Consider the following 13,215-nt stretch of genomic DNA (forward strand, 5'->3'; position numbering starts at 1 on the left):
CCCTAGGCGGGCCGCCAGTTCGACGACAGCTCGACCGCACGCGCCCACGTCGCGACCTGACGATCCCGCTCGTCGGCCGGCATCCGCGGCGACCACCGGGCGGCGGCCTGCCAGTTGCGGCGCAGCTGCGCGGTGTCGGTCCAGAACCCGGCGGTGAGACCGGCACCGTAGGCCGCACCGAGGGCGACGGCCTCGGCCATCCGCGGACGCACCACGGGCAGCCCGCAGATGTCGGCGATCATCTGCATCAGGAGGTTGTTGGCGGTCATCCCGCCGTCGACGACGAGCTCGGTCAGGCGGGTCGCGGCATCGGCGGCGGTGAGATCGTCGTTGACCGCCGCGATCATGGCCTGCGCCCCGAAAGCGTTCGTCTCCAACGCCGCCCGCGCGAGATGACCCCGGGTGACATAGGCCGTGAGACCGACGATCAGTCCCCGACTGCCCGACACCCAGTGCGGCGCATGCAGACCCGAGAACGCCGGCACGATGTAGCAGCCGCCGTTGTCAGCGACGGTGCCCGCGAGGGTCTCGATCGCCGCCGCGGTCTCGATCAGCCCGAGGTTCTCCTTGAGCCACTCGACCAACGCGCCTGCGGTCGGGTTCGAGCCCTCCAGCGCGTAACAGAGGGGTTCGCCGTCGATCTGGTAGGCGACGGTCGTGATCAGGCCGTTGCGCGAACGCACCAGCTCGGCACCGGTGTTGAACAGCAGGAAGCCACCCGTGCCGAGGGTGTACTTCGATTCGCCGCTCTCCAGCGCCGTCTGCCCCACCAGCGCCGACTGCTGGTCGCCGATCATCGTGGTGATCGCGACCCCCGCGACCGGTTCGGTGGTCACCCCCACCGCGCTCAGCGAGGGACGGATGTCGGGCAGCATCTGCTCGGGGATGTCGAACGCGGCCAACAGCTCCCGGTCCCACCGACCGGTCTCGATGTTCATCAGCATGGTGCGTCCGGCGTTGGTGGGGTCGGTGACGTGCAGACCGCCGTCGGGCCCACCGGTCAGGTTCCACACCAACCAGCTGTCCATGGTGCCGAACAGGACACGTCCCGCCCGCGCCCCCTCACGCGCCCCGGGGACCGTGTCGAGCAGCCACCGCAGCCTCGGTGCCGAGACGTAGTTCGACAGCGGCGTCCCGCTGCGGCGCTGGAGCTCGTCGGCGTGGCCGTGCGACCGGAGGTCCTCGACGAGATCGGATGTGCGTGTGTCCTCCCAGACGATGGCCCGGTGCAGGGGGATCCCGGTCTCGCGGTCCCAGATCACCGTCGTCTCACGCTGGTTGGTGATCCCGAGACCCACGATCTGTTCGGCCGTCGCGCCCGCCGACCGCAGCGCCTCGGGGATCAGCAGGCGCACCAGTGACCAGATCTCCGAGGCGTCGTGCTCGACCCAGCCCGGCCGGGGGAAGTACTGGCGGTGTCGGCGCTGGGCCACCGACACCAGCACACCCCCGCGGTCGTAGACGATGCAGCGGGTCGAGGTGGTGCCCTGGTCGATCGCGGCGACGTAGCGAGTGCTCACCGGATCCGCCCCCCGGTCGCGACACCGTGCCCGAGTTCCCGGGAGATCGATCGGGCCGCGCTGATCACGTTGTCCGCGATCGCGGTGCGCGGGAGCTCACCACGACCGCAGATGTCGTCGACACCCCCCATCACACCCACCGCGGCCATCACCGTGCCGCCGGCGTCGCGGATCGGGGCGGCCACCGCGGCCTGGTCGTGGACGAGATCACCCACCGCGACCGCCCATCCGGTGTCGCGGACACGCGCGAGCTCGGCGACCAGGACGCCCGCGTCGACGATCGTGCGCTGGGTGTGGGCCACGAGGTCGGTCCGCAGCACCGACCGCGCGAGGTGCGCGTCGTAGGCCAGGTGGACACGCCCCAGGGCACCGGCGTGTGCGGGCACCACCGAACCGGTCATCAGCGGTCGGGCACCGGCTCCGCGGGTTGCGAGCACGTCGTGCACCACCTGCACGGCGCCGCCCCGCACCACCGTCACCTGCGTGGCCATCGTCGACCGCGACGCCAACGCGTCGGTCCAGTTGAGGGCACGCGACCGGATCTCGTTGACATCCCACACGTCGCGGCGCGGGCCGAACGGATCGTCGGCCAGGCGGTATCGACCACTGCGTTCGTCCTGATCGACCACCCCGCCGGCCACCAAGGTGCGCACCAGGCCGTGCGCGGTGGACTTCACGACGCCGACCGCGGAGGCGATCTCGGCCAGGGTCATCGGCTCGTCGCGCGCGGCCAACAGATGCATCACCGCGGTGGCACGTTCGACCGACTGGATGAGACCCGGCACGTGGCCGACGCTACCCGCTGCGGGCCGTTCGACAATGCCGAACGCTGTCTCTCGTCACACCGCATGCCGGTGCATACCGTCAGAGTCACGGTGAGATCCAGATCACCGGTTCTCGATTTTCCCCACACAGCGTTGTGACTGACGGAAAAGGACCCATGACCAGCTACGTAGGCGCCATCGACCAGGGTACGACCAGTACCCGCTTCATGATCTTCGACCACAAGGGCGCCGAGGTCGCGCGCCACCAGCTCGAGCACGAACAGGTGATGCCGCAGGCCGGCTGGGTCGAGCACGATCCGATCGAGATCTGGGAGCGGACCTCGTCGGTGCTGCAGAACGGGTTGCGCAAGAAGAACCTCAAGGCCACCGACCTCGCCGCGCTGGGCATCACCAACCAGCGTGAGACCACCGTCGTGTGGAACAAGAACACCGGTCGGCCATACTACAACGCCATCGTCTGGCAGGACACCCGCACCGACAAGATCGCCTCGGCGCTCGAGCGGTCCGGCGCGGGAGACATCATCCGCGAGAAGGCGGGCATCCCGCCGGCCACCTACTTCGCCGCCGGCAAGGCGCAGTGGATCCTCGAGAACGTCGAGGGTGTCCGGGCCGACGCCGAGGCGGGCGACGCGCTGTTCGGGACCATCGACACCTGGGTGATCTGGAACCTGACCGGCGGCGTCGACGGCGGCGTCCACGTCACCGACGTCACCAACGCCAGCCGCACCATGCTGATGAACCTCGAGACCCTCGACTGGGACGACGAACTCATCGCCCTGTTCGACATCCCCAAGGCCATGCTGCCGACGATCGTGCCGTCGTCGCCGAGCGAGCCCTACGGTCACACCACCCGGACCGGCCCGCTGGCCGGCGAGGTCCCCATCGCCAGTGCGCTGGGCGACCAGCAGGCCGCCATGGTGGGCCAGGTGTGCTTCTCGCCCGGTCAGGCCAAGAACACCTACGGCACGGGAAACTTCCTGCTGCTCAACACCGGCGAGAAGCTGGTGCGGTCGAAGAACGGGTTGTTGACCACCGTCTGCTACCAGTTCGGTGACCAGCCGCCCGTGTACGCGCTGGAGGGCTCGATCGCGGTCACCGGCTCGGCCGTGCAGTGGCTGCGCGATCAGCTCGGCATCATCTCCGGTGCGGCACAGAGCGAATCGCTCGCCCGCGAGGTCCCCGACAACGGTGGCGTCTACTTCGTGCCCGCGTTCTCCGGACTCTTCGCCCCCTACTGGCGGTCGGATGCCCGCGGCGCGATCGTCGGGCTGTCCCGCTTCAACAACAACGCCCACATCGCCCGGGCCACACTGGAATCCATCTGCTACCAGAGCCGCGACGTCGCCGACGCGATGGAGAAGGACTCCGGGGTGAAGCTGGAGGTGCTGCGCGTCGACGGCGGCGTCACCGCCAACTCGCTGTGCATGCAGATCCAGTCCGACGTGCTCGGCATCCCCGTGAGCCGACCGGTGGTCGCCGAGACCACGGCGCTCGGCGCCGCCTACGCCGCCGGGCTGTCGGTCGGGTTCTGGGCGAACACCGACGAGCTCGAGACCCATTGGAAAGAGGACTCCCGCTGGGAGCCGCACTGGACCGAGGACGAACGCGCCGACTACTACGGCCGCTGGCAGAAGGCGGTCACCCGCACCCTCGACTGGGTCGACGTGTGATCCACATGCCCACGGCACCGTCACATCTCATCATCAGGAGAACACTCGCATGACCTTGCAACCCATAGCCCTCAACCCCGAATCGCGCCGCTCCGCACTCGCGTCGATGGCGGCCCAGGAGCTCGACGTGCTCGTCATCGGAGGTGGTGTCGTCGGTGGCGGCGCCGCCCTCGACGCCGCCACCCGCGGTCTGCGCGTCGGCCTCGTAGAGGCCATCGACTACGGCGCCGGCACCTCGAGCCGGAGCTCGAAGCTGTTCCACGGCGGTCTGCGCTACCTCAAGCAGCTCAACTTCTCCCTCGTCTTCGAGGCGCTGCGCGAGCGCAAGTTGATGCTCAACACCGTCGCGCCGCATCTCGTGCGTCCAGTGGAGTTCATCTTCCCGCTCGTCACCCCCGTTTACGACCGTGCCTACGCCGGCGCCGGCATCGGCTTCTACGACATCCTCGGCGCGGGACGCGGTGTGCCCCATCACCTCCGGCACATCGGCAAGAAGAAGACGTTCTCGATCTTCCCCGGCGCCAAGCGCGGCACCATCCGCGGCGGCGTGCTGTTCTACGAGGGTCAGGTCGACGACGCCCGGCACACGATGATGTTGTCGCGCACCGCGGCGAGCTACGGCGCACTGTGTGCCTCGAGCGCCCGCGTGACCAGCTACCTGCGTGAAGGCGACCGCGTCGTCGGCGCCCGCATCGAGGATCTCGAGTCCGGCGAGCAGATCCAGGTCCGGGCGAAGCACGTGGTCAACGCCGCGGGCGTGTGGACCGACGAGCTGCAGGAGATGGTGGGCACCACCAGCGGACTGCGCGTCAAGGCGTCGAAGGGCGTGCACATCGTGGTCCCGCGCGACCGCATCGACTCCGAGGTCGGCCTCATCACCGAGACCGAGAAGAGCCTGCTGTTCGTGATCCCGTGTCCGTGGAGCGACGACTTCTGGATCATCGGCACCACCGACACCGAGTGGAACCTCGATCTCGCGCACCCCGCGGCGAGCAGCGCCGATCTCGACTACATCCTGGCCGAGGTCAACGTGATGCTGGAGAAGCCGCTGGTGCGCGACGACATCGTCGGCGTGTACGCGGGCCTGCGTCCGCTGCTGGCCGGCGAGTCCGATCAGACCAGCAAGCTCTCGCGCGAGCACGCCGTGGTCCCGGCCGCGCCGGGTCTCACCGTGATCGCGGGCGGCAAGTACACCACCTACCGGGTGATGGCGGCCGACGCCATCGATGCCGCGGTCGAGGGTGTGCGCGGTGTCGAGCCGTCGCGGACCGACCGCGTCGCGCTCATCGGCGCCGACGGGTACGACGACCTGTGGGAGGCACGGGTGCGTCTGGCCAACGAGCACGACCTGCCGGTGAAGACCGTCGAGCACCTCCTGCACCGCTACGGCAGCGCGATCTCGGAGATCTTCGCGATCATCGCCGCCGAGCCCGAGCTGGCCCGCCCGGTCGCCGCGAGCGACAACCGGTACCTCGGTGCCGAGATCCGTTATGCGGTCACCCACGAGGGCGCCCTGCACCTCGTCGACATCCTCGCGCGGCGTACGCGTATGTCGATCGAGACCACCGACCGCGGTACCGGTGCCGCGGTGGAGGTCGCCGACATCGTCGCCGGCCCGCTGGGCTGGGATGCCGATCAGCGCGCGCGGGAGATCGAGAACTACCGTGCGCGTGTCGCGGCGGAGATCGAGTCGCAGCGTCAGCCCGATGACGCGACCGCCGACGCCGCCCGCATGGGCGCGCCAGGTGTTCGCGGCTCCGCCGCCGTCGCCGACGTCTCCGCGTGAGCGCCGTGAGCGACGGCCAGATCTGGCTGTGGGAGATCATCGGCACCGCGGTGCTGATCCTCCTCGGTGCCGGCGTCGTCGCGGGCAACAACCTGGTGAAGTCGGGCTTCCACAACAGTGGCGGCCTGTTCATCAACTTCGGTTGGGGTCTGGCGGTGTTCGCCGGTGCCTCCATCGCATGGCAGTCGGGTGCGCACCTGAACCCGGCGGTGACGCTGGGGCTTGCGATCGCGGACAAGACCCCGTGGTCGCAGGTCCCGATCTACATCTGCGCGCAGATGATCGGTGCGTTCATCGGGGCCATGCTCTGTTATGCGGCGTACAAGAAGAACTTCGACGCCGATCCACACCCGGAGAACACGCGTGGCATCTTCTGCACGGGCCCGCAGGTCAAGAACTACTTCTGGAACACCGTCACCGAGGTGATCGGCACCTTCGTGCTGGTGTTCTGGATCCTGCGGTCGCCGGCGATCTCGCAGAACGGCGGCACCCTCGATCTGGGAAACTCCGGACTGGGTTACGCCGGAGTCGCTTTCGTGGTGCTCGTGATCGGCAACAGTCTCGGTGGTCCCACCGGGTACGCCATCAACCCGGCACGTGATCTCGCTCCTCGTATCGCGTACGCCCTGATGCCCATCAAGGGCAAGGGCAGCCTCGAGTGGAACTACGCGTGGGTCCCGGTGGTCGGGCCGATCATCGGTGGTGCACTCGCCGGTGGCCTGTTCCTGCTCACCCAGAACGTCTGAGGCCGGACCCCTCGGCGCCGAGAACCGACACGACACATCCACCCGCCCCGAGCACAATGGGGCGGGTGGATGTGGATGTGATCGTCGTCGGCGCCGGTATCGCCGGTGTCTCGGCGGCCTACGAACTCTGTTCGGACCGTTCGGTGCTCGTGCTCGAGCAGGAGGCCACCGCGGCCTTCCACTCCACCGGTCGCTCGGCGGCGTTGTTCCTGGAGTCCTACGGCAACAGGCCGATCCGCGCGCTGACCACCGGTAGCCGTGGCGCGCTGGTCGACCCGCCCGACTGCTTCGACCGCCCCCTGCTGACGCCGCGCCCGATGCTGCAGTTCGCGCGACCCGGACGCGGTGACGCCGTACAAGACATGTTCGCGTCGGTCCGCACACTGGCCCCCGACGTCGAACTGCTCTCCCCCACCGATGCCGTCGCGTTGTTCCCGGCGTTGCGTGTCGAGGCCGTCGAGGCCGCACTCCACGAGCCGGGATCGATGGAGATCGATGTCCACGCCGTGCACCAGGGTTTCCTGCGCGGGCTGCGGCAGCGGGGCGGGCACCTCAGCGCCTCGTCGGCGATGACGCGCATCGGGGGCGTGTGGGAGGTGACGACCACAGCAGGCGACGTCCACCGGGCCTCGGAGGTGGTGAACGCCGCCGGGGCGTGGGCCGAAGCGGTGGCCGCGATCTCCGGCGCGCGGCCGGTCGGACTGAGTCCCCGTCGCCGCACCGTGTTCAGGGTCGCCCGGCCCGACGACCTCACCGGCGAGACGCTCCCCACGGTCAGCGACATCGACAAGTCCTTCTACCTCAAACCCGACGGCGCGCAACTGCTGTGCTCGCCGGCCGACGAGACCCCGGTCGATCCCCACGACGCACGCCCCGACGACCTCGAGATCGCCCGCGCACTCGATGCCATCGACGAGTGCACCACGATCGGTGCGCGACACGTGCGGTCGTCGTGGGCGGGACTGCGCTCGTTCGTGGCCGATCGCACCCCGGTCGTCGGACCCGATCCGGACGTGGTCGGCCTGCACTGGTGCGCGGGACGGGGCGGGTACGGGATCCAGACCTGCGCGGCCATGGCACGGGTGACCGCGGCCGCGGTCCGTGGCGACGCCGTCCCCGCCGATCTGGCCGCGCTGGGGGTGTCGTTCGACGACCTGTCGCCGGCCCGCGACGGCCTGCGAACTCCGTGAACGCGACACCCCTGTAGGCGCATTGTCCGAAAGGTCGCGAAACCTCCGCACCTGACAGCTCTTTCACAGGAAACCGATATCCGATTGTCAGGACGGCCGACCAGCGTGCAGTCGTGACCACCGACATCGCGCCTCCCACGAGCCCACCCGTAGCGACCAGCCCCTCGCCCGCGCAGCCGGCCCTGCCACCCGCGCGACCCCGCGACCGGATCGCCGTCGGCGTGCTGCTGGTCGCCACCGCCGTGTTCTACCTGTGGAACATCACCGTCAACGGCAGCGCCAACGTGTTCTACGCGGGCGCGGCGTGGGCGGGGTCGCGGAACTGGGAGGCGCTGCTGTTCGGGTCGGTCGATCCGTCGAACTTCATCACCGTCGACAAACCGCCCGTCTCCCAGTGGGTGATGGGTCTGTCGGGGCATATCTTCGGCTACTCGAGTGCGAGCATGCTGATCCCCGAGGCGCTCATGGGTGTCGCATCGGTGGCGCTGATGTACGCCGCGGGGACCCGGATCGCCGGTCGCCCCGCCGGTCTCGTCGCCGGCGCCGCCCTCGCACTCACCCCGGTCGCGGCCATGATGTTCCGGTTCAACAACCCCGACGCGGCGATGGTGCTGCTGATGACCGCGGGTGCGTACTGCGCCATCCGGGCCACCGCCGTCGCCTCGGCACGCTGGCTCGCGCTCGCCGGGGTCGCGGTCGGGTTCGCGTTCCTGGCGAAGATGCTCGAGGGCCTCATGGTGCTGCCCGCACTCGGCCTCGTGTACCTCGTCGCGGCGCCGACCGGTATCGGTAAGCGCATCCGGGACCTGCTCATCGCCGCGGTCGCGATGATCGTCTCGGCCGGCTGGTACGTGCTGCTGACCCTGTTGTGGCCCGCGTCGTCGCGCCCCTACCTGGCGGGGTCGACCGACAACAACTTCATGAACCTGGTGCTCGGCTACAACGGCCTCGCCCGTATCGAGGGCAAGCAGGGCGGCGGCGCGAGTCGATCGATCGCCGACTCACCGTTGGCGACAGAGTTGATGGAGCGGGTGCGCAGTCGTGCCGGTTCGCGCGGCGGTGGGTCGATGTTCGCCGACGGCCCCGGCATCACACGCCTGTTCACCGGCGAGTTCGGCATCGAGATCTCCTGGCTGCTCCCTGCCGCCCTCGTCGCCCTCTTCGCGGTGATCGCCCTGCGCGGACGGCTCCCCCGCACCGACATCGTGCGTGCCGGGGCCATCCTCTTCGGCACGTGGCTCATCGTCGACGGACTCGTGCTGTCGTACATGAAGTCCAACCCGCACCCCTACTACTCGCTCGCCATCGCCCCGCCGATCGCCGGTCTCGTCGGCATCGGTGTCGTGGAGTGCTGGCGGCAGCGACACCGCGCGGCGGCCGTCGTCGGTCTCGCGGCGATCGTGGCCGCGGCCGGGGTCTGGGGCTTCGTCCTGATGGAGCGTCAGTCGAGTTGGCTGCCCGGCATCGCCTGGACGGCACTGGTCTTCACGGTGATCGCGGTCGTAGCGATCCTGGTGATCGGCCTGCGCAGTGACCGACGACTGCTGGGGCGTCGTGCGCTCATCGGCGTCGCGGCCGTCGCGGTGTTCGCCGCGCTCGCCGCGCCGGCGGCCTACGCGGCCGAGGTCGTCGCGACACCGCACACCGGCGGCGGTCCGTCGGTGAGCCCGGCGTCGGAGGACCATCCCTCGAAGGGCGGCGGCGGGTTCGGGTCGTTCTTCGGGGGCGGCGGCGAGAAGTCGGCCGCGCTGACCTCGCTGCTCGACGCCACCACCTCGCGCTGGTCGGCGGCGGTCAGTCGGTCCTCGGCCGCCGCACAGATCGAACTCGACACCCGCACACCGGTGATGGCGATCGGCGGCTTCAACAACGATCCGGCGCCGACGCTCGCGCAGTTCCAGCAGTACGTCCGCAACGGCGACGTGACCTACTACCTGCTCTCGTCGTCGTCGAGCGGCCGGTCGGGGCGAACCTCGAGCCAGGCGACCCTCGGGCGCAGCCTCGGCCTCACCGCCCGCGAGACGTCGCAGGCGCAGGAACTGTTCTCCCGCTACAACTCCGGCTCGGTCACCGGCCAGATCCAACAGTGGGTCCAGGCGCACTACCGCGCGGAGAAGGTCGGCGGCTACGAGGTCTACGACCTTCGCCACCCGACCGCCTGAGCGCCGCTCGCGCTCCACTTCTCCAGTCGCGCTCCGCTTGCAAGTGGTGCGCAGCTCGGAAAGTGGAGCGCGAAGCCTCGATCCACAGATCGCAGGCCATGCACAGACGCGAACTGACCCGGGCGCTGCGTGGATGATCTCCGGTCGCCGACTGGTCTCATGTGGCGATGCGAGACCTGTCACCCGACCCCAGTGGACTCATACGACGCCGCGACGTCATCGCGGCCGGTGTCGTCGACGACTGGTCGCTCGCCGCCGCGACCCGAGACGGTGACCTCGACCGCCTCTACCGCGGGGTGTACGCCCTCTCGATGTCCGACAGCAGTCATGCCGCCCTCGACGAGCGGTACCTGTCGCGTGTGCGCGCGGCGGTGTCGATGGGCGAACCCGGCAAGGTCGTCAGCCATCACTCGGCTGCGGCCCTGCATCGGTTACCGACACTCGGCCGCACAGACGCACTGCATTTCAGCGTCAACCGTCGATCGGGTGGGCGTCGCAAGCAGCGCGCCTTCGTGCTGCACGCGACGCCGTGGGAGCCCGATGAGGTCACCGTGGTGGACGGGATCGCCGTCACCTCGATGGCGCGCACCGCCATCGACGTGTCGCGTTCGGGCACGTTCGTCCAAGCTGTGACCGTGCTCGACGGCACACTGCGACGGTCGGTGTCACCCGGGGAACTGGTGGCGGTGTCCGATCGCGGGCGGCGCCGTGTCGGTGCACCGGTGGCCAGACGCGCGTTGGCGATCGCCGACGGCCGATCGGAGAGTGTCGGGGAATCGGTGAGTCGGGCGCTGATGCGCGGGTTCACCGACGTTCCGGTGCCGGATCTGCAGGTCGACTACGTGATCGGGTTCGACGGACGCATCGCTCGTGTCGACTTCGACTGGGGTGGAGTCCTGGTGGGCGAGTTCGACGGTCGGACGAAGTACGGACGCGACGGCGATTCCGCAGACGACGTGTGGCGCGAGAAGGTGCGCGAGGACGCCCTGCGTGACCTCGGACTCGTCGTCATCCGATGGACTTGGGATGACCTCATGCACCCGGAGCGGTTCCACGCGCTGCTGCTCCGGGGCCTGAGACGCGCAGGACTCATCTGACGTTCGCTCGCGCTCCACTTCCACAGCCGCGCTCCACGTACAAGTGGCGCGCGGCTCGGAAAGTGGAGCGCGAAAGGTCTCAGTGGGCGAAGTGCCGAGATCCGGTGAGGTAGAGGGTGACACCGGCCTCGGTGGCGGCGTCGATGACCTCGTTGTCGCGGATCGACCCGCCGGGCTGCACGATGGCGCGGACGCCGGCGGCGGTCAGCACCTGCAGGCCGTCGGGGAACGGGAAGAACGCATCCGACGCACCGACGCTGCCCGCGGCGCGGTCACCGGCGCGCTGGACGGCGAGGTGCGCGGAGTCGACGCGATTGACCTGCCCCATGCCGACGCCGACCGACGCACCGTCGGAGGCCAGCAGGATGGCGTTGCTCTTCACCGAACGGCATGCACGCCAGGCGAACTGCAGATCGGCGAGGGTGGCGGCGTCGGCCGGTTCACCGGTGGCGAGCTGCCAGTTCTGCGGGTCGTCGCCGTCGGCGTCGACGATGTCGCGCTGCTGCACCAGGAGGCCGCCCGAGATGGGACGCAGCTCGTTGCCCGCCCGCTCCGGCGGGGTCGCCAGCAGGATCCGGATGTTCTTCTTCCGGGTCAGCACCCCGAGGGCGCCGTCGTCGAAGCCGGGAGCGACGAGGACCTCGGTGAAGATCTCGGCCACCTGCTCGGCCATCGCGACGCTCACCGAGGTGTTGGTCGCGATGACGCCGCCGTAGGCGCTCACGGGGTCACACTCGTGCGCCTTGCGATGGGCCTCGGCGATGTCGCCGGTCTCGCCGGCGACGGCGATGCCACAGGGGTTGGCGTGCTTGATGATCGCGACCGCGGGGCGGTCGAAGTCGTGCGCGGCGCGCCAGGCGGCGTCGGCGTCGGTGTAGTTGTTGTAGCTCATCTCCTTGCCGTGCAGCTGCTCGGCGCGGGCGAGGCCACCGGTGCCGGTGCCGTCGACGTAGAGGGCGGCGGACTGGTGCGGGTTCTCGCCGTATCGCAGGGGCGCCGAGAGGGTCCAGGAGCGCCCGGTCCACTCCGGTGCGGCGTCGCCGGCGAGCTGCGAGGCCAACCAACCGGCCACCGCGACATCGTATTCCGCGGTGTGCGCGAACGCCTTCGCGGCCAGGGAGGTCCGCTCGGCGAGGGTGAACCCGCCGTCGCCGACCGCCGCGATCACCTGCGCGTAGTCCGACGGGTCGACGACCACGGCCACCGAGGGATGGTTCTTCGCCGCACCGCGCACCATCGACGGACCGCCGATGTCGATCTGCTCGACACACTCGTCGAACCCCGCGCCGGAGGCGACGGTCGCCGAGAACGGGTACAGGTTGCCCACGACGAGGTCGAACGGCGCGATCTCCAGGTCGGCGAGCTGATCACGGTGGGACTGCTTGCGGGAGTCGGCGAGGATTCCCGCGTGCACCCGCGGGTGCAGCGTCTTCACGCGGCCGTCGAGGCACTCCGGGAAGCCGGTGAGGTCGGACACCTCGATCACCGGGACACCCGCGGCGGCAATTGTCTTCGCCGTCGACCCGGTGGACACGATCTCCACCCCCGCACCGTGCAGCGCGGCGGCGAGGTCGGCGAGACCGGCCTTGTCGTACACGCTGATCAGCGCGCGACGGATGGGGATGCGGGGGCCTTCACTCACGAGAAACGAACCTTTCGTCCTTCGGACACAACAGCTTTGGTCACAAACGAGGCGATGACCTGCACCAGCAGGACACGCTCGACGGTCTTGATGCGATCGTGCAGGGAGAACTCGTCGTCGGTGTCGTCGATCATCACCGGCGCCTGCGCGAGGATGGGGCCGGTGTCGACACCGTCGTCGACGAGGTGCACCGTCGCGCCGGTCACCTTGACGCCGTGCGCGAGCGCGTCGCGAACGGCATGCGCACCGGGGAACGACGGCAGCAGGGCCGGATGAGAATTGATGATCCGCCCGGCGAACCGGTCCAGGAAGGCCCGGCCGAGGATCTTCATGAACCCCGCGGTGACGACCAGATCGGCGCCGAGGTCGGCGACGACCTCGGTGAGCGCGGCGTCCCAGGCCGCGCGGTCGGCGTGATCGGCGACGACGCAACGGCGCAGCTCGATCCCCGCCGCACCGGCGAGCTCGGCGGCACGGCAGTCACGGTCGACGACGACGCCGGTGACCCGGGCGGGAAAGTCCTGGGCCGAGGTGGCGTCGATGATCGCCGCGAGCAGCGAACCCGTACCCGATGCCAGCACGACCACCGCGGGGCGGCCGTCGGGTGACGTGGCGTT

10 protein-coding genes are annotated in these 13,215 nt (G+C 69.6%); 6 read left to right on the plus strand and 4 right to left on the minus strand.

Translation table 11 applies throughout. The features are described from left to right. Positions 1–2: 2 nt before the first annotated feature. Both glpK (TU34_RS16655) and TU34_RS16660 read right to left on the minus strand, forming a co-directional pair. Positions 3–1,520, minus strand: a complete 1,518-nt coding sequence (gene glpK, locus TU34_RS16655; RefSeq protein WP_045824020.1) for a glycerol kinase GlpK — start codon at positions 1,518–1,520, stop codon at positions 3–5. Then, positions 1,517–2,305 (minus strand): IclR family transcriptional regulator, encoded by a 789-nt coding sequence (locus tag TU34_RS16660; RefSeq protein ID WP_045824021.1) that lies wholly within the window; start codon positions 2,303–2,305, stop codon positions 1,517–1,519. Before TU34_RS16660 ends, glpK (TU34_RS16655) begins: the two co-directional genes overlap by 4 nt. 155 nt (positions 2,306–2,460) lie before the next feature. Here TU34_RS16660 and glpK (TU34_RS16665) point away from each other — a divergent pair, with 155 nt between their 5' ends. The 6 genes from glpK (TU34_RS16665) (at position 2,461) to TU34_RS16690 (ending at position 10,956) form a co-directional block, all read left to right on the plus strand. After that, entirely contained in the window at positions 2,461–3,975 is a 1,515-nt protein-coding gene (gene glpK / locus TU34_RS16665) for a glycerol kinase GlpK (RefSeq protein WP_045824022.1), read from the plus strand. Between the two features lie 49 nt (positions 3,976–4,024). Continuing rightward, a complete protein-coding gene (locus tag TU34_RS16670; protein ID WP_045824023.1) occupies positions 4,025–5,761 on the plus strand; it encodes a glycerol-3-phosphate dehydrogenase/oxidase in 1,737 nt (578 codons plus the stop codon). A gap of 5 nt (positions 5,762–5,766) precedes the next feature. Continuing rightward, the gene (locus TU34_RS16675; protein WP_045824073.1) at positions 5,767–6,507 is read left to right on the plus strand and encodes an MIP/aquaporin family protein; all 741 of its coding nucleotides are present in this window, start codon (positions 5,767–5,769) and stop codon (positions 6,505–6,507) included. Between the two features lie 56 nt (positions 6,508–6,563). Continuing rightward, entirely contained in the window at positions 6,564–7,697 is a 1,134-nt protein-coding gene (locus TU34_RS16680) for an NAD(P)/FAD-dependent oxidoreductase (RefSeq protein ID WP_045824024.1), read from the plus strand. A gap of 113 nt (positions 7,698–7,810) precedes the next feature. Further along, a complete protein-coding gene (locus TU34_RS16685) occupies positions 7,811–9,859 on the plus strand; it encodes an ArnT family glycosyltransferase (protein WP_065973624.1) in 2,049 nt (682 codons plus the stop codon). A gap of 167 nt (positions 9,860–10,026) precedes the next feature. Further along, positions 10,027–10,956, plus strand: coding sequence for a type IV toxin-antitoxin system AbiEi family antitoxin domain-containing protein (locus tag TU34_RS16690; RefSeq protein ID WP_045824075.1), 930 nt, complete (start codon positions 10,027–10,029; stop codon positions 10,954–10,956). Between the two features lie 79 nt (positions 10,957–11,035). Here the strand turns inward: TU34_RS16690 and purH are convergent, their stop codons facing one another. Both purH and purN read right to left on the minus strand, forming a co-directional pair. Next, positions 11,036–12,598 carry a bifunctional phosphoribosylaminoimidazolecarboxamide formyltransferase/IMP cyclohydrolase gene (gene purH / locus TU34_RS16695; protein WP_082080373.1) on the minus strand — a complete coding sequence of 521 codons (1,563 nt, stop codon included), beginning with the start codon at positions 12,596–12,598 and terminating at the stop codon, positions 11,036–11,038. Continuing rightward, positions 12,595–13,185: a phosphoribosylglycinamide formyltransferase gene (purN, locus tag TU34_RS16700; RefSeq protein ID WP_420835193.1), complete on the minus strand. Its 591-nt coding sequence runs from the start codon at positions 13,183–13,185 to the stop codon at positions 12,595–12,597. Before purN ends, purH begins: the two co-directional genes overlap by 4 nt. Positions 13,186–13,215: the final 30 nt, after the last annotated feature.

The sequence above is a fragment of the Williamsia herbipolensis genome (assembly GCF_000964005.1).
Taxonomy (GTDB): Bacteria; Actinomycetota; Actinomycetes; order Mycobacteriales; family Mycobacteriaceae; genus Williamsia_A; species Williamsia_A herbipolensis.